Raw genomic sequence first — 24,043 nt, 5'->3', positions numbered from 1 at the left:
CCTATTATTTATTGAAGTTCTATCGGGATGAACGGTATGTTCTTTGGGGCAGGCAGCGGGTTGCCGCTGCCGTCGTCGGTTACGATGACCACATCTGGATTGTAAAGGCGGTCGTAGCCGAACGGGTCGGCATTATAGCGTTTATACTCCTTTACCAGCGTGGCGTTGCTTACTGGCTCATAGTCAAGTCCCTGGTACATCATCGGCTTTGGCTCGGTAACGTTCCGAAGGCCCGTAACCTCGAAAACGTACTGCCGTTTAGCGTCATACGCGCGGAGGATTAGGCCGGGCAGTCCGCAGAGTTTCCACGGACCGGCGTCCATCGGGATGTCGTCGGCATACCAGACGAACCACTGTCGGCCCTTGTACCACGCCGTGGCGAGGCGGCATTGATAGCCGAGTATGGTGGCAACGCTGTCCGCTACGGGCGTCCATTCGGGCGACTTCACCGGCTCGGTAACGGCGAAATAGTTTACGCCGGCCACGTCGTCAAGGAACGTGAAGCTCCCGTCCTTGGGGTAATTGCGGTACACTTGCCACGAAACGTACTCCCCGAAAAGAGACTCATTGCTACCGTTGGCGGCGTTGACGGCATTGAGCGAGTCGCTGCGGAACGCCGCATAGCTGTAGAAACGCATGGCTCTGTCGCCTATCTCGAGGCGCATCGGCTCGGTAAGCGTGTCCACTTTATCGGTCCACACACCCTTGACGAAGGTCATATCATAGGCAATCTCGTACCTCACTGTGTCGCAAACCTCCTGTTTCATGCGGAAATTGAAGCTCTCCACGCCGGCCTTTACCGCTGCGGGCAGCATTAAAACGGCTGCGAAAAGCACTGCTGACATATTTCTCATAAGCGTCATTTTTTCATTATACAATTACCGCAAAGATAGCAATATTTACTCAAAATGTCATTGGGGGGGGTAAAATTATTACGGTTTAACACTTAATTTATCTTATACCTCACGGCCTTCTTTCTCCCCGCCTACGCACAGTAAAACATCCGTTAACTGCAAGGCGTTTTGCAAGAGGCGGTCTTTTACCGTCCGAAAGACCGTCTTTTAGCGCCTAAAAGGCCACCTTTTGCAACGCGGTTTGCCGCCTTTCAGGAAACCACTGATTATCAAGCAGTTACGGAAAGGCCAAGAAGGGGACTTTTAAAGGTGAAAAAGTGAAAGGGTGAAAAGGTGAAAAAGGCATGCTGACAGCAAAGCATTTCTCCTTGTCTGCTTGTCACTCGTCGACTTGTCGACTGAACATTTCTCCTCGTCTGCCCGCCACCCGTCCGCTATCCGGCTCCTCCCCTCGGGGAGGTTGGGAGGGGGCTCCTGCCCGTCTACTTCTCAATGGGATTATAAGGCTCGTTCTTCGGGCTTGGTATATCGTTGCCGAACTCGTCCCGATAACGCACGGTAATCTTCGGGTTGTTGGTGATATAGCCCACGGGGTCGGCGTAGTAGCGGCGGTAAATGCCGTTGAGCGTCTTGCGGTTTACGGGCTCATACTTTCCACCTTTATAATATATAAGCGCCTGCGGGTCGGCATTGACAATGCCGGCGGCGGTGAAATCGTAGTGCTTTTGCGCGTCGTAGGCTCGCAGGATAAGGCCGGGCAGTCCGCCGAGCTTCCACGGTCCCGCGTCGAGAGGTATGTCCTCGGCATACCATGCGTACCAGGTGCGCCCCTTATACGTGGCCACGGCCATGCTGCATTGATAGCCGAGGATTACCGCCGAGCTGTCGGCCACGGGCTGCCAGGCTGGCGCGGCATAGTCTTCGGTGCACACGAAGCGGTCCATGCCGAACTTCTCGAGCAGCGAAGTCTTGCCCACGGCAGGGTAATTCTTGTACAACCGCCACTGAATCAGCCCATCGCCGTTATAATTATTACCGCCGTTCTTCATCACTATGGCGTTAGCCGAGTCGGCCTGGAACGACTTGTTGCTGTAGAAATACTGCACATGGTCGCCCACTTCGAGGCGCGTCATCTCGTTGATGGGCTTGTCGGCGGCATCGGTAGTGTCCTCGACGAACGCCAAGTCATAATAAACAACGTAGCGCATGGTGTCGCACGGCTCGCCCGCCTCAAGGTCTATAGGCTGAAAAACGGTGATTTGCGCCGTGGCGGCGACGGCAGCCAGGAGCGCCGCCAACGATAAAACAATTCTTGACATATCATGAAGTATTTATGGTTTTGTCGCAAAGTTACGACAATTAACCGATAAAATCAATGATTTATATTACTCTCTTATTACCCAAATGTATTACTAAAATATTATTAGAGGTATGCGCGTGCGTGTTTTTCCGTATCTTTGCATAAGATAAACTGCACTCGGGAAATTGTGAGCAAGCTCACTTTCCTCTCGTTTGCATTATCTTTGCACCATTAAAACAACGTTTTACTGATGAACAAAAGAATAAAAACGGTATGGATATTGAGCATCGCCACGATGGCGCTGATACTCTGTGTGCAGGGCTATTGGCTGATGAACCAGTACAGATACGCCATTGAGCTGAACATCGAAAAGCTCAAAACGGAATGCACAAAAGCAGTGGAACAAGAAGAACTGTACCGGTTTTACATGGCCGAAAGGGATTCGGTAGAGCAGCCCAAAACGCATATCTACATCAAAGTGAACCTTGACAACAGGAAAGGAAAAGGCAAAACGGTAAAGAAAACGGTAAATTCAGAAGTTACATACGAACTTCCTGGCATAAAGCGCAGGGTAAAACTGGGCAACATCGAACTGGCAAACGGCATAGACCTTGCCAACAGATACGTGGCATGGCACGTAAAAAAGACGGACAAGCACCACATAGACTCGCTGTTGACTACCGCCGGACAAGATACAACCGCAGCCTTCCGCTTCTACAAAACAAACCGATACATGGCTCACCCGGTGTTCACGACAAGCGGAACATTCGGCAACCGGCTCGACGTGCGCTACTCCACCAATCCGTTGGAATTTGTCGGCGTGGCGTTCAGCGTAACGGTAAAACCAGGCAACGTGCTGCGGTCGATGGCCTGGCAACTGGCTGGCAGCGTCCTGCTTGTGCTGGTATTGGCGTTCTGCATGGCGTACCAGATTAAGACAATCATCATCCAAAAGCGCATTGACCGTATCCGCCACGAATTCATGAAGAACATGATATACGAAATGAAACAGCCTCCGGCAAGTGAACCGACCGAGGGCGAGGCCATAAAACTCGGTGAAACCGACTTTTTTTATCCATTCAACGAGCTGCGGCATGGTTCTGAAAAGGTTATAATAACCAGCCGCCAGGCCGAAATACTGCGCCTGCTCGCCGCACGGAAGAACACTCTCGTGAGCCGCGAAGAACTGCTTTCCGAGGTCTGGGGCGACGACTCCTACGCCAATTCGATGGCCCTCAACGTGCAGATAACCTACCTGCGCCGCGCCCTGAAGGCTGACCCTACCGTGGCGATTGAGGCCGTAATAAAGAAAGGATACATCTTAAAGGTGAAAAAGTGAGAAGGTGAAAAGGTGAGGAAAGGCATTTAAAGGTGAGAAAGTGAGAAGGTGAAAAGGTGAGATTTATAAGTTATTGATAAACAAGACGTTACGAACGGCAATACAAAAGGCCACCTTTCGAGGCTCGAAAGGTGGCCTTTTGGCGTGTAAAAGACGGCCTTTTAGAAGGCAAAAGACCGCCTTTTGGAATTATTCATAATGTGTATCGAGATATACTACATGCGTACTGAGGTACTCCTCAAGGCCGTGCTTGCCGTCGGCTCCGCCTATTCCCGACTTCTTCACGCCGGCATGGAAGCCCTGGATGGCCTCGAAGTGCATGCGGTTGATGTATGTCTCGCCGAACTCCAGTTCACGACACATGCGGGTGGCGGTGTCGATGTCCTTGGTGAATACTGACGAGGCAAGCCCGTATTCAACGTCGTTGGCCCATTCGATTACCTGGTCTATGTTGTCAAACTCGATGATAGGAAGCACCGGTCCGAACGTTTCCTCATGCACGATGTCGAAGTCTTGCTTAACGTCATCAAGCAAAGTAGCAGCGTAAAAATAGCCCTTTTCACCGACGCGGTGGCCTCCGCAGAGCACTTTAGCGCCCTGTTTAACGGCGCGGTCAACCTTTTCCATCACGCTGTCGAGGGCACGCTTCTCAACGAGCGGCCCCATGTCGGCGTCTTTCATGACGGCAGGGTCGCCCACCTTAACGGCCTCAAACTTTTTCAAAAGTATGTCGGTAAACTCCTTCTTCACGTCCTTATGCACGTACAGACGCTCGGCATTGTTGCATATCTGGCCGCTGTTGCCGATACGGCTTTCGAGTACTGCCTGCGCAGCAAGCTCGAGGTCGGCGTCCGGGAATACTATTGCCGGAGCCTTGCCGCCCAGCTCAAGGCTCACTTTTGTTATGTTGGGAGCGGCTGCCTCCATGATTTTCGTACCCGCGCCGACGCTTCCCGTAAGGCTGACAATAGCCACCTTGGGGTTAGAAGCCATGGCGTTGCCCACGAGAGAGCCGCGGCCAGTAACGACGTTGAACACGCCGGCGGGCAGCCCCACCTCGTCAACTATCTTGCAGAACTCGCAACAGTTCTCGGGTGTTATCTGCGAAGGCTTGATCACTATGGTGCATCCCGCGATGAGGGCGGCAGCCGCCTTGCGGGCTATAAGGAAGAACGGGAAGTTCCACGGCAGTATTCCTGCCGCCACGCCGAGCGGCTTCTTGAAGAGCATCATGGTCTCGTTGCGGGCGTCGCTCTGGATAATCTCGCCCTCGATGCGGCGCGCAAACTCGGCCATATAGTCGAAGTAAGTGGCCGTAACGCCCACCTCGGTAGCGGCGAGAGCCTGCGTCTTGCCCTGCTCGCGCACCAGAATCTCCTGGAATTTGTCGAAGTTGGCACGTATTCCGTCAGCCATCTTGTGCAGGTAAACGGCTCTTTCGCATGCCGGAATCTTGGCCCACGACTTCTGCGCGGCGTAAGCCGCGTCTACGGCTTCGGCCACATCTTCCACCGTTCCGTCAGGCTGGCGGCTCACAACTTCCTCTGTCGAGGGGTTAAGTACGTCAATCCACTTGCCCGAACGGCCTTCGGTAAACTTTCCGTTGATATACATCTGTAGATTTTTCATAGGCTTTAAAAATTAAAAAAGGTTGATAGATATTGATTATAAGAAATGTAGTTGTTTTATTCTTCATGGTGTCAAGGAACAATTATCGGCGCTTCACGACAGGCATGAGCGCATTGGGCGGGCGGCAGGACAGGGCCTGCGGCCGCTCGAAACTGTGCCTCACGGCAGGGAATACACATCCGGACGGAACATGTCCGCCCGTAAACTGGGCGGATTACTCGCCGCTGCCGTTGTCTTTATAGATAACGCTGTTGGCCCCGGATGTTATGTGCAGAGCCTCCGGATGCTCCTTAATGAACGAGTCGATATGGCGTATGCGCTTCTCCTCGAGTATCTCGTCAACGGCGATAAGTATGCCGGTTTCCTCCACGTCGCCGAAACCATAGTTGATGGCGGTGCCAAACATCTTCATCGTCGGGCTGAGTCCCATGTACGCATTGACAAGCGGCGGGATGTTATAGCCCAGCCTGCGCACCTCGCGGTTCAGTATCCTGTAATCCTCCTTGAACGTGTCTTCACAGAAAAGACGCTCCAGTTCGGCCTCATCTGTTTCTATTTTAAGCGGTTCCATCGGGATTATGAGGTTGTCGGGGTCGTTGAAATGCTTTTTAAGAAAATACAGAATCATGTCACGGCCCTTACGCACGAACGAAGGATACATCGTCATCTTGCCGAACAGATACTTTATATCAGGGCGTATGACGGTGAGCGCCCCGAGGCCGTCCCACAGGTTGTCAAGGGCGAAAAGGCTCTTGGCGCCCATCTTGGAGCTTTGGTATTCGGTGGCGACAAACGAGCGTCCGAGCTCCACAGTCCAAGGCATGTAGTCCTTCATGAACTTGTCAGAGAAGTGGAACATGTGGCTTGTGGCGAGCACGGGCTGGCCGTCAGCGTCAATATCAGCGTCGCATCCCAGCATATAACGGTATCCTCCGATTATTTCCTCCTCCTCAGGATTCCATACGATGAGCTGCTTATAGCAGTTGTCGCACGTGTCGAACTCGTCTATGTCCATGCTCTTGCCGCTGCCGCCGCCGGCCTCACGGAATGCGATTTCGCGCAGGCGGCCTATTTCCTTCATCACGTTCGGCGCGTTGTGCGCCGTGATTATGTAGATCTCGTTATGGCTCTTGTTGGTCATGCGCAACTGCCTGTCCGGCGTAAGTTCGCTCTTGAGCACTTCCTTGTCTATCGGAAGGATGATGTCTTGTTCCATTTTATCAAGCTGTTGATGGTTGTTGTTGATATTGGTAATCTCGTATGGAGTCGGTAAATTACAGTTTATATACGATGTCCTGCACGTAGCCGGCCCACTGCGCTGGCGTGCGCGACTTGTCGAACGTCTGCCACGGTATAGGCTTACCGAAGGCAACGCGGAACGTCTTGTGGCGGTTCTTGTACATCTCGTCGGCAAGGTACAGCATGGCGATGTTGAATTTTATGCCCAAACGCTTGCACACGTTTGCCAGGTTGTAGAAGAAATCGGAGTTGCGACCGCCGAAATGTATTGGTATTACGTCACGGTGTGTCTCGACGCTCTTGGTTATGAAAGTCTTTTTCCACGGCAAATCATGGATTTTCCCGTCAATCCTGCGCGAGCAAATGCCGGCGGGGAACATTATAATATGATTGTCGCCGTGGAAACCGGCCTCAACCATCGCGGGGAAACTGCGGCTCTGCTGCCCGGTCTTGTTTATGGGTATGCAGAGCGGGGCAAGGCCCGGCAGGTTCATTAGCAGGTCGTTAACGAGATAGCGCAGCCTCCCGTCATAACGACGACCGATGATGGCGCCGAGGGCAACGCCGTCCTGTCCGCCGAGCGGATGGTTGCTGACAAAGGTGTACAGACGGCCGTCATCCTTCGGGGGCAGGTTTTCCTCCCCGACCACGTCAAGCGTAACGTCGAGGTAACGCAGGCACGACTCGAGCCAAGGCACGCCCGCAAGGTCGCGGTTCTGCCACAGGAAGTCGTTGACCTCGTCCTGGTGAACAATGCGCTCAAGCCATTTGACCAGCGGCGCCGGCACATACTTGGCTTTAGCTCCCATCTTGCCTTTGAGGATTTCACGTATGTCGATTGTTCTCTCAGTGATTTTTTCCATCATCTATGATACTAACATCTTATATAATAGGCAAGTCGGCACGGACAAGCTCGCTTGAAACTGCCGAGACGTAGCTTATTATGTGCAAAAATAATGCAAGTTTTTCAAAAACATACAGATTTTAAAGAAAAACATCAGAAAATACACTATTTTGTAACAAAAGCGCAACGACCGGGCACCACAATACGCATAACATAAGCCGGCAGCGACGCCCAGAAAGAGCGGAACGCAGCGTTTACAGACGGACCAGTTTCATAAATACGTGGCGCCTGATTGTCAACCGTCAGTCACGCGGCAACCGCCGGCAATGCATATTTATACATTACCGACGCATAAACATGCATTAACGAAAATCAAAAGTCTTGACAAAAGAAATTCACGAAATAGAAACCGTGGAGTCAAAAACAAGCGATGAAATGGTGGCTTTTTATCGTTTATAACGCCAAAGGCCGTCAATCGAAATGCCAAAGACGACCTTTGGCACGGCCATTGACGGCCTTTTACAATGCAAAAAGCCGTCTTTCGCAGGCATAAAAGGTCACTTTCAAGCCTTATTCTGCAATCTTTACATGACAAAATAACGATTAACAAGCGTGTAAAGTTACTTCACATTACTTCACAAACAGCACAACCAACTGATTTTCAAGATGTTATAAAAGCAGCTGAATTTCGACGTTTTCACGACCGAAAGGCAGTTTCGTGACGGCCGACGGCCTTCCTGGAGCGTCAACGTGACGGCGGAAGGCATTTCGGCACACGCCGAATTGCATAAATATTCAGCACAAACCGTCATAACAATTACACCCCGACAACAGACAAACGGCATGCTGACAATGGCCGGCAAACCGCCTTGTCAACATTTACGGAACACTAAAACAAAGACGCATCAGCGAGCTTATTTTATTCAAAGAATAAATATTTGCACTTTTGTGGTGAAAAGTGGTGCGATGTGGGGATTTTTCCTTACCTTTGCCTGCTGATAGGATTAATCGGGAATGGTACGTTTTTTAGGAAGCATTGAAGCAAAAACAGACGCAAAGGGAAGGGCTTTCCTGCCGGCGTCGTTCCGCAAGGAGCTGCAAAGCGCCGGCGAGACAAGCCTCGTCATGCGCAAGGACGTGTTCCAGCCATGCCTCGTGCTGTATCCCGAAAGCGTATGGAACATGCAGATTGACCTGCTAAGGACCCGCCTGAACAGGTGGGACAGCCGCCACCAAAGCATTTTCCGCCAGTTCGTTGCCGACGCCGAGGCCATAACGCTCGACGCCAACGGCCGTTTCCTCATTTCCAAAAGATACATGAAGATGGCCGGAATAAGCCAGGCGATAAAGTTCATCGGCATGGACGACTCCATCGAGATATGGAGCGGAGAGAACGCAGGAAAACCGTTCATGGAGCCTGACGAGTTCGGCAAGGCCATCGAGGCTATCATGAGCGAAGGCCCTGCAGACACGCCTCAGGCCGGCACTCAATGTTAAACGACTGACCGACGACACGATATGACAACCACTGCAGATACATACCATGTGCCCGTATTGCTCAAGGAAAGCGTTGACGGGCTCGCCATACGTCCCGACGGGACTTACGTAGACGTAACCTTCGGAGGAGGAGGACACAGCCGCGAGATACTCTCCAGGCTGGGCGGCAACGGCCGCCTGTTCGGCTTCGACCAGGACGCCGACGCCGAACGCAACATCATAGGCGACGGACGGTTCACGTTCATACGAAGCAACTTCAAGTTCATAAAGAACTGGATGAGATACTACGGCGTGGAGCATATCGACGGACTGATAGCCGACCTCGGCGTGTCGAGCCACCACTTCGACGATGCGGAGCGCGGTTTCTCCTTCCGTTTCGACGTCCCTCTCGACATGCGCATGAACCGGCGCGACGGCATTACGGCAGCCGAGCTGCTCAACACAATGCCAGAAGAGCCGATGGCCAACATGTTCTACATGTACGGGGAGCTGAGAAACGCCCGCCGGATAGCCGCCGCAATAGTCAAGGCACGGGCCGTAAAGCCCATCGAAACCACCCAAGACCTAATCAACTCCACGGCCAACCTGTTCAGGCGCGAACGCGAAAAGAAGGACATCACACGTATGTTCCAGGCATTGAGGATAAATGTCAACAACGAGCTGGGCGCCCTTGGCGCAATGCTCAACGCCTCGGCCGAGCTGCTGAAGCCCGGAGGGCGTCTCTCGGTGATAACCTACCACAGCCTGGAAGACCGTATCGTAAAGAATTTCATACGCACCGGCAATATCACGGGAGAGACGGAAAAAGACTTCTTCGGGCGGGTAAGTACACCGTTCACGGCAGTCAACAACAAGGTGGTGACGCCAAGCGACGCCGAAATAGAGAGCAACCCACGCAGCAGGAGCGCAAAGCTCAGGATAGCGGAAAAGAAGAATGTAGAAGAATGAGCGACGAAAACATAATAAAAGAGGAGAAACAGCAGCCCCTGGAAGACGACAGGCACAAGGAGCCTGCGCCATCGCAGCTAAAAGAAGCGATAAGGGAACAGGCCACCGAGGAGGACGCGCTACCATCGGCGGGCGACACCCTGCGCAAAATCCTGGGCGGAGACTTCCTTACGACAGAAGTAATCAGGAGGCAAATCGGCGTGATAATAATCATCGCGGTGTTCACGATGGTGTATATATCAAACAGATACAACTGCCAGCAGGACCTCATAGAGATAGACCATTTGAAGACGGAGCTGAAGGACGCGAAGTACAAGGCACTGGCAAGTTCGAGCGAACTTACCGAAATGTGCCGCGAAAGCAATGTGCTGGACATGTTGAAAAACAACAAGGACAGCGTCCTGAAAATCCCCACCCAGCCACCTTACATAATAACAGTGCCTGAAAATGAGTAGCTTGTTTGACAGAAAGAAAATAATAAAGAGATATAAAGTTGTAGCCTACGCAATGCTTGCCGTCGGCCTGGTGGTAATCATCAAGGTGGCGTACATAGCAACGGTAAAGCGCGACTATTGGATGGACGTGGCCTCGAGACTCGTGCGCGACAGCGTTGACGTAAAGCCCATAAGAGGCAACATCCTTAGTTGTGACGGACGGCTGATGGCCAGTTCGCTGCCCGAATTCCGCATGTTCATGGACTTCAAGGCCGGAGGCGACGACAACGAGACACGCGACTCGCTCTGGGAAGCCAAGGTTGACAGTATATGTATGGGCCTGCACGACATATTCCCGACAAAAACGGCAGCCGAATTCAAGCGCCACCTCGAGGAAGGACGCGCCAAGGGCAGCCGCCACTGGCCCGTATGGCGTGGACGAGTGAGCTACAACACCTTCTCGGAAGTAAAGCAGCTGCCCGTCTTCAACCTGTCAGCCAACAAGGGTGGGTTCCACTATGAAAAGTTCAACGCACGCCAACGGCCGTTCGGTTCACTTGCAAAGCGCACAATCGGCGACCTGTTCGGCGCAAAGGACACCGCTCAGTTCGGTCTTGAATTGTCGTATGACTCCATACTGAGAGGCAAGATGGGCAAGATAAGCCGCCAGAAAGTAAGAAGCAAGTTCCTCGACATAACCATACAAGATCCGGTCAACGGCGCCGACATTGTTACCACAATTGACGTCAACATACAAGACCTGGCCGAGCGTGCGCTCATCGACGAGCTGAAATTAGTCAACGGCAACGTGGGCGTTGCGGTAGTAATGGAGGTGAAAACCGGCGACATCAAGGCCATAGTAAACATGACAAAATGCGCCGACGGAGAGTATTACGAGATAAAGAACAGCGCCGTGTCCGACCTGCTTGAGCCTGGTTCTGTGTTCAAGACGGCGTCACTTATGGTGGCGCTTGACGACGGAGTGGTGGACACGACATATACCGTAGACACCGGAAGCGGTATCTGGGACATGTACGGAGCCAAGATGCGCGACCACAACTGGCACCGTGGCGGATACCAGGTGCTCACGCTCCCGCAGACGCTTGAGTACAGTTCAAACATCGGAGTGAGCCGTATCATAGACAAGTATTACGGCAAGAACCCCGAGAAATTCGTGCAAGGCCTTAACCGTATCGGTATCCGCGAAGACCTGAAACTGCCCATCGTGGGCTACGCTCCGCCACGTATCCGCATGCCGAAGAAGAACAGCCGCGGGCAATACGTAAACTGGAGCAAGACCGCCCTGCCGTGGATGAGCATAGGATACGAGACCCAGGTGCCGCCGATTTCAACCCTTACGTTCTACAATGCCATAGCAAACAACGGAACGATGATGCGTCCCCGCTTCGTAAAGGCTGTGGAGAAAGACGGCCAGGTGATACAGGAATTTCCGCCGCAGGTCATCAAGCAGCGTATATGTAAGGAAAAGACGCTGCGCGAGATACAGACAATCCTTGAGCATGTAGTAAGCCAGGGCCTCGGCAAAAAGGCCGGTTCGCCGTCGTTCAAGGTAGCCGGCAAGACCGGAACGGCGCAAATATCCAAGGGATTAAGCGGCTATAAGTCGGGCACGATGAACTATCTGCTCAGCTTTGTGGGCTTCTTCCCTGCCGACGCTCCACGCTACAGCTGCATCGTGTGCATACAGAAGCCGGGACTGCCGGCGTCGAGCGGTTTCAGCGCGCTGGTGTTCCACAACATAGCAGAGGGCATAATGGCACAAAGCCTGAAGCTCGACGTTGCCGACGCACGCGACTCTTTGTCGATATTCATTCCCGAAGTGAAGAGCGGCGACCTCGTTGCGGCCGACTACGTGCTGAAGTATCTCGGCATTGACGCGTACAAGAACTGGAGCCTTAGCCCTACCGACGGGCACCCGATATGGGGAAAGGCTGAATGGAGTCCTAAGAAAATGACGCTTGAACATAAGCCTGCATGCGCCGACAACGAGGTGCCTGACGTGACGGGAATGGGCGCGCGCGACGCCGTCTACGCGCTGGAGCGCCGTGGAGTGAAAGTCAAGATATACGGCCGGGGAAAGGTAACGCACCAGAGCCTGCCGCCCGGACACAGGATAAGGAAGGGCGACAGATGCACGCTAAAGCTGGAGATATAGGAAGAGCAGCCACGACAAGCAAGGCTCCTGACAAGGAATAAATATAAAAAGACATAAGTATGGAACTTAAAGAGATTATCAAGAATATCCGGCCCGTCAACATTACGGGCAGCACGGATGTGGAAATAACCGGCGTGGATATCGACTCACGCCGCGTAGGCGCCGGCCATCTGTTCGTAGCAATGAAGGGAACCCAGACCGACGGGCACGCATACATAGGCAAGGCCATTGACCAAGGAGCGGCTGCCATACTGTGTGAGGACATGCCCGAGGAGACTAAAGACGGGGTAACCTACGTACAGGTAAAGTCGACGGAAGACGCTGTGGGCGAAGCGGCGACGACATTCTACGGCGACCCGTCGCGCAAACTACGCCTCGTGGGCGTTACGGGCACCAACGGAAAGACCACCATCGCCACCTTATTATATAATATGTTCCGCAAGCTGGGGTATAAGTGCGGACTGCTGTCGACCGTCTGCAACTACATAGAGGACGAGCAGATACCTGCCGACCACACAACTCCCGACCCCATAGAGCTTAACCGCCTGCTGGCAAGAATGGTCGAGGCCGGCTGCCAATACGCCTTCATGGAGTGCAGCTCGCACGCCATTGCCCAGAAGAGAATTGGCGGGCTCAAGTTTGCCGGAGGCATATTCACCAACCTGACACGCGACCATCTTGACTACCACAAGACGTTCGAGAACTACCGCGACGCTAAAAAAGCCTTCTTCGACGGCCTGCCCAAAAGCGCCTTTGCCATAACAAACGCCGACGACAAGAACGGCATGGTGATGGTGCAGAACACCAAGGCGACGGTCAAGACATACTCTACGCAACGCATGGCCGACTTCCGCGCCAAAATACTCGAGTGCCACTTCGGCGGCATGTATCTCGAGATTGACGGCCGCGAGGTGGGCGTACAGTTCATCGGGAAGTTCAACGTAAGCAACCTGCTGGCAGTATACGGCACTGCCGTCATGCTGGGAGAGAAGCCTGAGGACGTGCTCGTGGTCATGAGCACGCTGAAAAGCGTCAGCGGAAGGCTGGACCCCGTTCACTCGCCCGAGGGCTATGTGGCCATCGTGGACTACGCCCACACGCCCGACGCGCTCGAGAACGTGCTCAAGGCAATACACGAAGTGCTCAACGGCAAGGGGCACGTGATAACAGTATGCGGCGCCGGCGGCAACCGCGACAAGGGCAAGAGGCCGCTCATGGCGCAGGAGGCCGTAAGGCAGAGCGACAAGGTTATCATAACAAGTGACAATCCCCGATTCGAAGACCCGCAGGACATCATCAACGACATGCTGGCAGGACTGAACGCGCAACAGATGAAGAAGGTGATAAGCATTGCCGACCGCCGCGAGGCAATACGCACCGCATGCATGATGGCAACGAAAGGGGACGTAATACTCGTGGCTGGCAAGGGACACGAGAACTACCAGGAAATAAAGGGCGTAAAACACCACTTCGACGACAAGGAGGTGCTGCAAGAAATATTCAAGAATTGAAAAATGAAGAGTGGAAAGTAAAGAGAAAAGAGTGAAGAATCAAACAGTTTCGATGGCGGCGTATCAGACTTATCAGCCCAATCACGCCTATCCGTCAAACCCCTATTAAACAAGCGGTTTGCAAAAAGCCGCAAATGAGGTTGCAAAAGACCGTCTCTTACAAGGCAAAAGGCCACCTTTTACAAGGCGAAAGGCCATGAATTATAAAACGAAGAATTAACAGGTAAAAATCAAGAGTCCGGCAAGCGGCAAGGCATTAGCCTTTAACTCCTCAGTGAGCGCGGCGAGCTATAACTCCAATAAATCCTTTAACTCCTGACAATAAAATGCTATACTATCTATTCCGATTCCTCGAACAGTTCGGCATACCGGGCTCCCACATGTGGGGATACATATCGTTCCGCTCGTTGCTGGCGCTGATACTGTCGCTGATCATATCGGCATGGTTCGGCGAGAAGTTCATCAAGTACCTCAAGGGCAAACAAATCACCGAGACACAGCGCGACGCCAAGATCGACCCCTTCGGCGTAAACAAGATAGGAGTGCCGTCGATGGGCGGCGTGATAATCATCGTGGCCATCCTCGTGCCAGTGCTCCTGCTGGGCCGTATGCGCAACATCTACCTCATACTGATGATAGTCACGACGCTGTGGCTTGGCTTCTTAGGCGGCATGGACGATTACATCAAGATATTCCGCCACAACAAGGAGGGCCTGCCGGGACGGTTCAAAATCATAGGACAGGTAGGTATCGGACTGATTGTAGGCCTTATCCTATGGTACAGCCCCGACGCGAAAATCAACGAAAACCTGGCCATAGAGAGGCAGAACGGACAGGAAATGGTGGTGAAACACAGGCCCGAGGCGCAAAAATCGCTCAAGACCACCATCCCCTTCGTCAAGGGGCACAACCTTGACTACGCCAATATCATGAGCTTCTGCGGCAAGTACAAGCACGTCGCCGGCTGGATATTGTTCGTCGTCATGACCATTTTCGTCGTCACGGCAGTATCCAACGGAGCCAACCTCAACGACGGAATGGACGGCATGTGCGCGGGCAACTCGGCCATAATAGGCGTCGCCTTAGGAATCTTCGCCTACGTAAGCAGCCACATTGAATACGCCGCCTACCTCAACATCATGTACATACCGGGCTCTCAGGAGCTTGTGGTGTTCATGTGCGCGTTCGTAGGCGCGCTCATCGGTTTCCTGTGGTACAACGCCTATCCGGCGCAAGTATTCATGGGCGACACCGGCTCGTTGACCATCGGCGGAATAATAGCCGTATGCGCAATCATCATCCACAAGGAGCTTATGCTGCCCATCCTGTGCGGCATATTCTTCGTAGAGAGCCTGAGTGTGATAATGCAAGTGTGGTACGCCAAGCTCGGCACGCGCCGCGGAGTGAAGCAGCGCATGTTCAAGCGGGCCCCCCTGCACGACACGTTCCGCACCCAACAGGAGCAGCTTGACCCCGAAATCAAGTACCTGTTCAAGAAACCCAAGGGCGCCGTTCACGAGTCGAAAATCACCATCCGCTTCTGGATTGTGACGATAATCCTCGCCGCCCTGACAATAATAACGCTGAAAGTAAGATGAGAAAAAGCAGACAAGCAAACGAGTAAACAAGCAGACAAGGAGATTACTCCATGTCAACGGACAAGGCAAATCTCCTCGTTTACTTGTCAACTCGTCTGCTTGTCAACTAAAATAACAAATAACATGAAACGAATAGTAATACTCGGAGCAGGCGAAAGCGGCGCCGGAGCCGCCGTATTAGCCAAGAAGGAAGGTTTTGACGTGTTCGTATCCGACATGTCGGCCATCAAGGATAAGTACAAGAAACTGCTCGACGACCACGGCATTCAGTGGGAGGAAGGCCGGCATACGGAGGAGAAAATCGTCAACGCCGACGAGATAATAAAAAGCCCCGGCATACCCAACGACGCGCCGATGGTAAGGAAATGCGCCGACAAGGGCATACACATAATCAGCGAAATAGAGTTCGCCGGCCGCTACACGCGCTCGAAGATGATTTGCATCACGGGCAGCAACGGCAAGACTACTACCACTTCGCTCATCTACCACATATTCAAGAGCGCCGGTTATGACGTCGGACTGGCAGGCAACATCGGCAACAGCCTTGCCCTGCAGGTAGCCGAGGACCCGCACGAGTACTATGTTATCGAGCTGAGTTCGTTCCAGCTGGACAACATGTACGACTTCCGCGCCAACATAGCCATCCTGCTCAACATCACGCCCGACCATCTCGACCGCTATGACAACTGCATGCAGAACTACGTGGACGCCAAGATGCGCATTCTGCAGAACCAGACCAGGGATGACTCTTTCATATATTGGAACGACGACCCGATTATCAGGCGAGAGCTTAACAAATACGACATAAAGGCCATACAGTACCCGTTCTCCGAGCTGAAGGAGGTAGGCTCGATTGGATACATCGAGGAGGGGCAGTACAAAATAGAGAAACCCACGCCCTTCAACATGGAGCAAGAGGAACTGAGCCTTACCGGCAAGCACAACATCTACAACTCACTGGCCGCCGGAATAGCCTCTAACGTGGCCGGAATAAAGAAGGAGTTTATACGCAAAAGCCTGAGCGACTTCCCCGGCGTTGAGCACCGCTTGGAGAAGGTTACGAAAGTAGCGGGCGTGCAATACGTCAACGACTCGAAGGCGACTAACGTCGATGCGTGCTGGTACGCGCTGGAAAGCATGAAGACACCTGTCATCCTCATTCTTGGCGGAAAGGACAAAGGCAACGACTATAACGCCATAAAGGACCTGGTGAAAGAGAAGTGCGCGGGCCTTGTCTACTTAGGAGCGGACAACACGAAGCTGCACAACTTCTTCGACGGAATGGGCATTCCGGTGCGCGACACGCACTCGATGAAAGACTGCGTGGCTGCCTGCTACGAGATGGCGCGCCCCGGAGACACCGTCCTGCTGAGCCCTTGCTGCGCCAGCTTCGACCTGTTCAAGAACATGGAAGACCGCGGCGAGCAGTTCAAGACGCTCGTAAGGAAACTGTAAAAAATTAAGAGTTAAGAACTGAAAGTCAGCGTAAGCTAATTAAGAGTTAAGAAAATACCCGTGCTTTGAGCGTACAAGGGCGGTTTTATAATTCTTGATTGGCGATACGTAAACATTAAGTAAGAAACCGGCGGCGGCATATTTTCTTAACTCTTAATTCTTAACTCTTAACTCAATCTTCTATTCCTAATCATTAACTCTTATCAGAATAAATGTCCAAGGACAACGTAACAGAAAGCAAATTCAAGGGCGACGCCGTCATCTGGTCGGTGTTTTTCTTCCTGTGCCTTATCAGCATAATCGAGGTTTTCAGCGCTTCGAGCAACCTGTCGTTCAAGACCGGCAACTATCTCGGCCCCGTACTGAAGCACTGCGCGCTGCTGGCCGTGGGCGTGGTGGTGATGGTCTGCACGATGAACATCAAGTGCCGGTACTTCAAGATAGTAACGCCGTTTGCCCTGCTGCTGTCGTTCATCCTGCTCATCGTTGTGTTCTTCGTGGGCGAAAGCACAAACGGCTCGCAGCGATGGATAGAGATTCTCGGCATACAATTCCAGCCGTCGGAGATTGCCAAGGGAACACTTATACTCGCGACGGCGCAAATCCTGAGCGCCATGCAGACCCCCGCAGGCACCGACAAGCGGGCGATAAAGTACATACTCATTGTCTGCGCGTTCATCATACCGCTAATCATGGTCGAGAACCTGTCGACGGCCGTGCTGCTGTGTACGGTGATTTTCCTGATGATGTTCATCGGGAAAGTGCCCGGACAACAGCTCGGCAAGCTGCTGGGCACGGTCATGCTGCTGCTCGCCCTTGTGGTTTCGATGGTAATGCTCTTCGGCCACGACAACACGAAAGATGTCGCCTCGGCGCCAGACAAGGCAATGGTGGAGCAGGCGACGCAGAAGGACGAAACCGTGGTTGAAAAGGTTTTCCACCGCTTCGACACGTGGAAGGCCCGCATAGACAACTTCCTCAGCCATGAATACGTGGCGCCTGAGGATGTCGACATCAACGGCAAGGACGCACAGACTTCACACGCGAACATAGCCATCGCCTCGTCGAACGTCATAGGCAAGGGGCCCGGCAACTCGGTAGAGCGCGACTTCCTGTCGCAGGCTTTCTCCGACTTCATCTACGCCATCATCATTGAAGAGCTCGGGATACTGGGCGCGGTATTCGTCTGCATGCTGTATATCGTGCTGCTGTTCCGCACGGCAAGCATTGCCAACCGCTGCGCCAACACCTTCCCCGCGCTGCTGATAATGGGCTTTGCCCTGCTGCTCGTGGTGCAGGCCCTGTTCAACATGGCCGTAGCCGTAGGCCTCGTGCCCGTAACGGGACAGCCGCTGCCGCTGATAAGCAAGGGCGGTACGTCGACGATTATCAACTGCGCGTACATCGGGGTGATACTGAGCGTAAGCTATTCCGCCAAGAAGCGTGACGAAGGCAAGACCGCCACGCAGGCTGTCGAAATAGAATGAAAAAGCAAAAGGTGGCCTTTTGCGTTCCAAAAGGCCGTCAACCGCAATGCAAAAGGCCGTCTTTTACAAGTCAAAAGACGGCCTTTTATAATGCGTTAATAATCAAAGAGATACGGGGAAGGTGAGAAAGTAAGAGGGTAAGAAGGTGAGAAAGGCATTTTGAAAGGTAAAAAAAGCGCACCAACCAGGCAAATCTCCTTGTCTGCTTGTCACTCGTCTGCTTGTCCGCTAACAAAGAATCGCCGAGTTATTACATTTTGCATAAAAAACGGCAAAATATTTGTGAGGGTGCGATTTTATTGCTAAATTTGCACCGTTCAGTGGAATGAGGGGCTCGCGAAGCTCCTCATTTTATTTTAAATACCCGTTTATGATAGACAAAAACGTAGTAAGGAATTTAGTTGAAGAATGGCTGAAGGACAAGGAATATTTCCTTGTAGACGTTGAAATCAGTCAGGATGACAAGATTGTAGTCGAGATTGACCATGCCGACGGCGTATGGATTGAGGACTGCGTACAGCTAAGCAAGTACATCGAGGACCATCTGAGCCGTGACGAGGAGGACTACGAGCTTGAGGTAGGAAGCGCCGGACTGGGCCAACCGTTCAAGGTTCCGCAGCAGTATGTCAACTTTGTGGGCAAGGAAGTTGAGGTGCTCGACGCCGAGGGAAAGAAGCACAAGGGTGTGCTCAAGGCCGTTGACGGCCGCAACTTCACCGTCACCGTACGCGAGAAAGTAAAGAAGGACGGCGCCAAGCGCCCCACGATGGAGGACGTTGACAAGACATTCTCGATGGACGAAGTGAAGTACACAAAGTATCTTATCAGCTTTAAGTAAGGAGGAATCAACCTACCCCAACCCTCCCGAAAGAAGGGAGCTTGATATGCCTTGACAATAGAAAGGCAAGAGGAGAATGGATAAAAAAGATGAAGAAGCGAAAGAAAGAAAAGTAAATGTCCATCAAGACTATTGTCTTAACTCCTTAACTTCATTACTCCTTAACTCCTTGAATGCCGCTCCCGACGGACATGTCATTTGACTTTAACTACTTAGCGACCGTAGGGAGCGCTAACTACTCAAACTCCTTTAACTACTATAAAAAGAATAAATAAACAACAAACATATATGGCAACGAGAAAGAAAGATGAAGAAACCGTAAGCATGGTCGACACCTTCAAGGAGTTCAAGGACACCAAGAACATCGACCGCACAACGCTCATGAGCGTGCTTGAGGAGAGTTTCCGCAACGTCATAGCCAAGATATTCGGCAGTGACGAGAACTTTGACGTCATCGTCAACCCCGACAAGGGCGACTTCGAAATCTACCGCAACCGCATAGTCGTAGCCGACGGCGAGGTAAAAGACGAGAACAAGGAAATAGCCCTGACAGACGCCCTGAAGATAGAACCCGACTATGAGGTCGGCGAAGAGGTGAGCGAGAAGGTTGACTTCAGCAAGTTCGGACGCAGGGCCATCCTCAACCTGCGCCAGACTTTGGCCTCGAAAATACTCGAGCTTGAGCACGACAGCCTGTACAACAAGTACAAGGACCGCGTAGGACAGGTTATCAGCGCCGAGGTTTACCAGGTTTGGAAGCGCGAGGTGCTGCTCGTAGACGACGAGAACAACGAGCTGATACTGCCCAAGTCAGAGCAGATTCCGCACGACGTCTACCGCAAGGGAGAGACCGTACGCGCCGTGATAAAAGACGTTACCAACGATAACAACAACCCGAAAATAATCCTCTCGCGCACGAGCAACATGTTCCTCGAGCGCCTGCTCGAAGCCGAAGTGCCAGAAATTGCCGACGGACTAATCACCATCCGCCGCATTGCACGCATGCCGGGCGAGCGCGCCAAGATAGCGGTAGAGAGCTATGACGACCGCATCGACCCCGTAGGAGCCTGCGTGGGAGTGAAGGGAAGCCGTGTGCACGGTATCGTACGCGAGCTTTGCAACGAGAATATCGACGTGGTAAACTACACCGCCAACATCAAGCTGTTCATCCAGAGAGCACTCAGCCCGGCGAAAATCTCGAGCATCAACGTAGACGAAGAGAACAAGAAGGCCGAAGTTTACCTGCGCCCCGAGGAAGTGTCGCTTGCCATCGGACGCGGCGGACTTAACATCAAGCTGGCCAGCATGCTGACCGAATACACCATAGACGTATTCCGCGAACTCGACGAAAGCGAAGTTGACGAGGACATATACCTCGACGAATTCTCCGACGAAATCGACCAATGGATCATCGATGCAATCAAGAGCATCGGCCTTGACACCGCAAAAGCCGTACTCAACGCACCACGCGAAATGCTCGTTGAGAAGGCCGACCTCGAAGAAGAGACGGTGGACAACGTGCTGAAAGTGCTGAGGGCAGAATTTGAGTAATTCATAATTCATAATTCGTAATTCATAATTGGCTGCGCATTCAAATGCTCGAAAGTCAATTATGGATTATGAAAAAACACTCGGTTAAGCCAATTTGGAATTATGAATTATGAATTATGAATTATGAATTAAAAAGAGTATGAGTATCAGATTAAATAAAGCAATACGTGAATTGAACATAGGACTTCAGACGGCAGTTGAATTCCTTAAGAAAAGAAGTGACTTGGGCGAAGTAAGGGACGACCTAAGCTTCAAGCTCAGCGACAGCCAGTACAACGCCCTCGTGGAAGAGTTCAAGTCAGACAAGGAAGTAAGAAACCAGGCAGAGAAACTCCTCCAGAAACACCCAAAAGAGAAAAAGAAGACACAAGAACGCAAGGAGCAGAAGGCTGAAAACACCCAAAGGAACACCCAACCGCAGAAATATACCGTGCTGGGGAAAATCGACCTCGACAGCCTTGACAAGAAAACGGGACACGCCGCACAACCCCGCCAGCAGCAAACGGCCGGCGAGGAAAAGGCTTCTGCCGTAAGCCAGGCGCCAAAGACACAAGCCCCGAAGGAAAAAGAAGAGACAAAACAGGCCGACACAAAGGTGGAAAAGCCCGCTGAGCAGCCGCAAAAGCCGCTTGAGGAAAAGGCTGAAAACACTGTGGACAAAAAGCCGCAGGACGAGCCGAAAGCCACAACGCACGCCGAGGAAAGCAAACCCCAAAAGGCCGAAACGGCAAAAGAAGATATGCAGACGGCCAACGAAACGACCGAGGAAAGCAAGATTTTCACTCTGAAGAGCGAAAAGAAGCTGGCCCCGAAGGTAAACGTATTGGGTAAAATCGACCTCGACTCGCTTAACCAAAGCACACGTCCCAAGAAGAAATCAAAGGAGGAACGCAGGAAAGAACGCGAGGAAAAGGCCGCACAGGCACACTCGGAGGGCAAGAAGAAGCGCTCACGCATAACCAAGGAACGCGTCAACATAGACCAGGCAGTGAAGCAAAACGGCAACGGCGCGGCGCAGAACGCACAGGCAGGAAGCAAGAAGAAGAACCGCAAGCGCGGACACAAGCCGCTCGAGGTGAACGAGGAAGACGTTGCACGCCAGGTAAAGGAGACACTCGCAAGGCTCACCAACAAGGGACAGAACAAGAAGGGCGCCAAGTACCGCAGGGAGAAACGCGAGGCCGTACAGGAGCACCTGAAGGAGCAGCGAGCTGAAGCCAAGGCTGAGAGCAAGATACTGAAGCTGACTGAATTCGTAACCGTCAGCGAGCTTGCCAGCATGATGAACGTATCGGTGAACCAGGTAATAGGCACATGCATGAGCGTTGGTATAATGGTGTCAATCAATCAGCGCCTCGACGCAGAGACCATAAACCTCGTTGCCGAGGAGTTCGGCTTCACCACGGAATACGTCAGCGCAGAAGTGTCTGAAGCCATAACCGAGGAGGCCGACGACGAAAACGACCTCGTGCCACGCGCGCCTATCGTTACCGTAATGGGCCACGTAGACCACGGTAAGACGTCACTGCTCGACTACATCCGCAAGTCTAACGTCATAGCGGGCGAGGCCGGAGGCATAACGCAGCACATCGGAGCGTACAACGTGACGCTGTCCGACGGCCGCCACATAACCTTCCTCGACACGCCAGGACACGAAGCCTTCACCGCGATGCGTGCCCGCGGAGCACAGGTAACCGACATAGCAATCATCATCATCGCGGCAGACGACAGCGTAATGCCCACCACACGCGAGGCCATTGCACACGCACAGGCTGCCAACGTGCCGATGGTGTTCGCCATAAACAAGATAGACAAGCCGGGCGCCAACCCCGACAAGATACGCGAAGACCTGGCAAACATGAACCTCCTCGTAGAGGAATGGGGCGGTAAATACCAGTGCCAGGAAATCAGCGCCAAGAAAGGCATGGGCGTAGACGAGCTGCTCGAAAAGGTATTGCTCGAGGCCGAAATGCTCGACCTCAAGGCAAACCCCAACCGTAAGGCTACCGGCAGTATCATAGAGTCTTCGCTCGACAAGGGCCGCGGTTACGTGTCAACAGTGCTCGTAAGCAACGGTACGCTGCGCGTAGGCGACGTCGTAATAGCCGGAACCAACTACGGACGCATCAAGGCAATGTTCAACGAGCGCAACCAACGCATCGAAAAGGCAGAGCCGGCAGAGCCGGCAATCATACTGGGACTCAACGGAGCGCCAACGGCCGGCGACACATTCCACGTGCTCGAGACGGAACAGGAAGCCCGCGAGATAGCCAACAAGCGACTGCAACTGCAACGCGAGCAAGGCTTGCGCACACAGAAGCGACTGACCCTGAGCGACATCAGCCACCGAATAGCCCTCGGCTCATTCAAGGAACTCAACATCATCGTCAAGGGTGACACAGACGGTAGTATCGAGGCACTTAGCGACTCGTTCATCAAGCTGTCTACCGAGAAAATAAAGGTGAACGTCATCCACAAGGCCGTAGGCCAGATATCCGAAAGCGACGTAACCCTGGCAGACGCGTCCGACGCCATCATCGTAGGCTTCCAGGTACGCCCGTCGGCAGCGGCACGCAAACTGGCAGAGCAGGAAGGCGTGGAAATCAACACCTACTCGGTAATCTACGACGCCATCGAAGACGTCAAGTCAGCAATGGAAGGAATGCTCGAAAAGGTTAAGAAAGAAGTCGTTACGGGCCAGGTTGAAGTGCGCGAAGTCTACCACATATCGAAAGTGGGCACCGTGGCCGGCGCATACGTCAGCGAAGGCAAGGTACACCGCAACGACAAGGCACGCGTAGTACGCGACGGTATCGTAGTACATACCGGCGACATCAACGCCCTAAAGCGCTTCAAGGACGACGTCAAGGAAGTAGGCGTAAACTTCGAGTGCGGTATAAGCCTCGTCAACTTCAACGACATACAGGTAGGCGACATCATCGAAACCTTCACCGAAATAGAAGTGAAACAGAAGCTCTGACGCATACAACAACCATGTCAGGCAACCGCCTGACGGGCAATAAAACGACGTGCGGACAAGGACACACCCCTTGTCCGCACGTCGTTTTTACATCTATAACACCTGAAACAGCCACGCCGACAACAACCCCATGAAAGCGCCGGCACAGCGCCTACGGAACGCCGTATGGAAAAGCCACGCGACTTTGACCCTTTTGGCCAAGCAGGACTGTCCCCTTTGGCTACAATATGATTGACCCTTCTGGCCAAAATAGTATTGACCACTTAGTTCACCTATTGTTATAGATTTTTTTTGTGTAGATTTGAGTGCCCGAGTCCTGGTGTAACGGGGGTGATAATAAAATCTATACAAATGGATAAACGA

The 24,043-nt window shown here is 52.7% G+C and carries 18 protein-coding genes; 13 read left to right on the top strand and 5 right to left on the bottom strand.

The annotated features are described in order from the left end of the window. Window positions 1-8: 8 nt before the first annotated feature. Together H6A34_RS07160 and H6A34_RS07155 are read right to left on the bottom strand one after the other, a co-directional pair. Window positions 9-854 carry a GLPGLI family protein gene (locus tag H6A34_RS07160; protein ID WP_205104463.1) on the bottom strand — a complete coding sequence of 282 codons (846 nt, stop codon included), beginning with the start codon at window positions 852-854 and terminating at the stop codon, window positions 9-11. A gap of 482 nt (window positions 855-1,336) precedes the next feature. Beyond that, window positions 1,337-2,173, bottom strand: coding sequence for a GLPGLI family protein (locus H6A34_RS07155; RefSeq protein WP_205104461.1), 837 nt, complete (start codon window positions 2,171-2,173; stop codon window positions 1,337-1,339). Between the two features lie 231 nt (window positions 2,174-2,404). Between H6A34_RS07155 and H6A34_RS14970 the strand changes: the two genes are divergently transcribed. Continuing rightward, window positions 2,405-3,493: a winged helix-turn-helix domain-containing protein gene (locus tag H6A34_RS14970; RefSeq protein ID WP_239480796.1), complete on the top strand. Its 1,089-nt coding sequence runs from the start codon at window positions 2,405-2,407 to the stop codon at window positions 3,491-3,493. A 189-nt stretch (window positions 3,494-3,682) separates the two neighbouring features. Here H6A34_RS14970 and aldA read toward each other — a convergent pair whose 3' ends face one another. Next, window positions 3,683-5,122 (bottom strand): aldehyde dehydrogenase, encoded by a 1,440-nt coding sequence (aldA, locus tag H6A34_RS07145; protein WP_205104459.1) that lies wholly within the window; start codon window positions 5,120-5,122, stop codon window positions 3,683-3,685. A 32-nt stretch (window positions 5,123-5,154) separates the two neighbouring features. Here aldA and H6A34_RS07140 point away from each other — a divergent pair, with 32 nt between their 5' ends. After that, entirely contained in the window at window positions 5,155-5,364 is a 210-nt protein-coding gene (locus H6A34_RS07140; RefSeq protein WP_205104457.1) for a hypothetical protein, read from the top strand. On the opposite strand, the gene glsB is transcribed toward H6A34_RS07140, so the two are convergent. Both glsB and glsA read right to left on the bottom strand, forming a co-directional pair. Beyond that, window positions 5,337-6,338, bottom strand: coding sequence for a glycine N(alpha)-acyltransferase GlsB (gene glsB / locus H6A34_RS07135; RefSeq protein ID WP_021948464.1), 1,002 nt, complete (start codon window positions 6,336-6,338; stop codon window positions 5,337-5,339). The genes H6A34_RS07140 and glsB overlap by 28 nt on opposite strands. Window positions 6,339-6,396: 58 nt before the next feature. After that, a complete protein-coding gene (gene glsA / locus H6A34_RS07130; RefSeq protein ID WP_205104455.1) occupies window positions 6,397-7,224 on the bottom strand; it encodes a lyso-glycine lipid O-acyltransferase GlsA in 828 nt (275 codons plus the stop codon). Window positions 7,225-8,219: 995 nt separating this feature from the next. On the opposite strand from glsA, the gene mraZ reads away from it, so the two are divergent. From mraZ to infB, 11 genes are all read left to right on the top strand, one after another. Beyond that, window positions 8,220-8,702: a division/cell wall cluster transcriptional repressor MraZ gene (mraZ, locus tag H6A34_RS07125; RefSeq protein WP_205104453.1), complete on the top strand. Its 483-nt coding sequence runs from the start codon at window positions 8,220-8,222 to the stop codon at window positions 8,700-8,702. Window positions 8,703-8,723: 21 nt separating this feature from the next. After that, the gene (gene rsmH / locus H6A34_RS07120) at window positions 8,724-9,650 is read left to right on the top strand and encodes a 16S rRNA (cytosine(1402)-N(4))-methyltransferase RsmH (protein WP_205104451.1); all 927 of its coding nucleotides are present in this window, start codon (window positions 8,724-8,726) and stop codon (window positions 9,648-9,650) included. Then, complete coding sequence (locus H6A34_RS07115; RefSeq protein WP_205104450.1) at window positions 9,647-10,105, top strand: FtsL-like putative cell division protein; 459 nt, start codon at window positions 9,647-9,649, stop codon at window positions 10,103-10,105. The genes rsmH and H6A34_RS07115 overlap by 4 nt, the downstream gene beginning before the upstream one ends. Next, window positions 10,098-12,260, top strand: coding sequence for a penicillin-binding protein (locus H6A34_RS07110; protein ID WP_239480795.1), 2,163 nt, complete (start codon window positions 10,098-10,100; stop codon window positions 12,258-12,260). Before H6A34_RS07115 ends, H6A34_RS07110 begins: the two co-directional genes overlap by 8 nt. A gap of 59 nt (window positions 12,261-12,319) precedes the next feature. Continuing rightward, window positions 12,320-13,771, top strand: coding sequence for a UDP-N-acetylmuramoyl-L-alanyl-D-glutamate--2,6-diaminopimelate ligase (locus tag H6A34_RS07105; protein ID WP_205104448.1), 1,452 nt, complete (start codon window positions 12,320-12,322; stop codon window positions 13,769-13,771). A 326-nt stretch (window positions 13,772-14,097) separates the two neighbouring features. Then, the gene (locus H6A34_RS07100) at window positions 14,098-15,369 is read left to right on the top strand and encodes a phospho-N-acetylmuramoyl-pentapeptide-transferase (RefSeq protein WP_021948457.1); all 1,272 of its coding nucleotides are present in this window, start codon (window positions 14,098-14,100) and stop codon (window positions 15,367-15,369) included. Window positions 15,370-15,492: 123 nt separating this feature from the next. Next, window positions 15,493-16,824 carry a UDP-N-acetylmuramoyl-L-alanine--D-glutamate ligase gene (gene murD / locus H6A34_RS07095; protein WP_205104447.1) on the top strand — a complete coding sequence of 444 codons (1,332 nt, stop codon included), beginning with the start codon at window positions 15,493-15,495 and terminating at the stop codon, window positions 16,822-16,824. Window positions 16,825-17,036: 212 nt separating this feature from the next. After that, complete coding sequence (locus tag H6A34_RS07090; protein ID WP_021948455.1) at window positions 17,037-18,311, top strand: FtsW/RodA/SpoVE family cell cycle protein; 1,275 nt, start codon at window positions 17,037-17,039, stop codon at window positions 18,309-18,311. A gap of 370 nt (window positions 18,312-18,681) precedes the next feature. Beyond that, entirely contained in the window at window positions 18,682-19,149 is a 468-nt protein-coding gene (gene rimP / locus H6A34_RS07085; protein ID WP_205104446.1) for a ribosome assembly cofactor RimP, read from the top strand. 288 nt (window positions 19,150-19,437) lie between these two features. After that, entirely contained in the window at window positions 19,438-20,700 is a 1,263-nt protein-coding gene (gene nusA / locus H6A34_RS07080; RefSeq protein WP_021948452.1) for a transcription termination factor NusA, read from the top strand. 139 nt (window positions 20,701-20,839) lie between these two features. Then, window positions 20,840-23,680 carry a translation initiation factor IF-2 gene (gene infB, locus H6A34_RS07075; RefSeq protein WP_205104445.1) on the top strand — a complete coding sequence of 947 codons (2,841 nt, stop codon included), beginning with the start codon at window positions 20,840-20,842 and terminating at the stop codon, window positions 23,678-23,680. Window positions 23,681-24,043: the final 363 nt, after the last annotated feature.

This window comes from Marseilla massiliensis (assembly GCF_016899855.1).
Taxonomy (GTDB): Bacteria; Bacteroidota; Bacteroidia; order Bacteroidales; family Bacteroidaceae; genus Prevotella.
This window is presented reverse-complemented; position numbering and strand designations above follow the sequence as displayed.

Excerpts from the sequence above, each read along its gene's own strand:
- H6A34_RS07160 (WP_205104463.1), bottom strand. The coding sequence starts at position 854 with ATGAGAAATATGTCAGCAGTGCTTTTCGCAGCCGTTTTAATGCTGCCC.
- nusA (WP_021948452.1), top strand. The coding sequence starts at position 19,438 with ATGGCAACGAGAAAGAAAGATGAAGAAACCGTAAGCATGGTCGACACC.
- mraZ (WP_205104453.1), top strand. The coding sequence starts at position 8,220 with ATGGTACGTTTTTTAGGAAGCATTGAAGCAAAAACAGACGCAAAGGGA.
- H6A34_RS07100 (WP_021948457.1), top strand. The coding sequence starts at position 14,098 with ATGCTATACTATCTATTCCGATTCCTCGAACAGTTCGGCATACCGGGC.
- H6A34_RS07115 (WP_205104450.1), top strand. The coding sequence starts at position 9,647 with ATGAGCGACGAAAACATAATAAAAGAGGAGAAACAGCAGCCCCTGGAA.
- H6A34_RS14970 (WP_239480796.1), top strand. The coding sequence starts at position 2,405 with ATGAACAAAAGAATAAAAACGGTATGGATATTGAGCATCGCCACGATG.
- rimP (WP_205104446.1), top strand. The coding sequence starts at position 18,682 with ATGATAGACAAAAACGTAGTAAGGAATTTAGTTGAAGAATGGCTGAAG.
- rsmH (WP_205104451.1), top strand. The coding sequence starts at position 8,724 with ATGACAACCACTGCAGATACATACCATGTGCCCGTATTGCTCAAGGAA.
- infB (WP_205104445.1), top strand. The coding sequence starts at position 20,840 with ATGAGTATCAGATTAAATAAAGCAATACGTGAATTGAACATAGGACTT.
- H6A34_RS07105 (WP_205104448.1), top strand. The coding sequence starts at position 12,320 with ATGGAACTTAAAGAGATTATCAAGAATATCCGGCCCGTCAACATTACG.
- H6A34_RS07155 (WP_205104461.1), bottom strand. The coding sequence starts at position 2,173 with ATGTCAAGAATTGTTTTATCGTTGGCGGCGCTCCTGGCTGCCGTCGCC.
- H6A34_RS07090 (WP_021948455.1), top strand. The coding sequence starts at position 17,037 with ATGTCCAAGGACAACGTAACAGAAAGCAAATTCAAGGGCGACGCCGTC.
- glsB (WP_021948464.1), bottom strand. The coding sequence starts at position 6,338 with ATGGAACAAGACATCATCCTTCCGATAGACAAGGAAGTGCTCAAGAGC.
- aldA (WP_205104459.1), bottom strand. The coding sequence starts at position 5,122 with ATGAAAAATCTACAGATGTATATCAACGGAAAGTTTACCGAAGGCCGT.
- H6A34_RS07110 (WP_239480795.1), top strand. The coding sequence starts at position 10,098 with ATGAGTAGCTTGTTTGACAGAAAGAAAATAATAAAGAGATATAAAGTT.
- glsA (WP_205104455.1), bottom strand. The coding sequence starts at position 7,224 with ATGGAAAAAATCACTGAGAGAACAATCGACATACGTGAAATCCTCAAA.
- murD (WP_205104447.1), top strand. The coding sequence starts at position 15,493 with ATGAAACGAATAGTAATACTCGGAGCAGGCGAAAGCGGCGCCGGAGCC.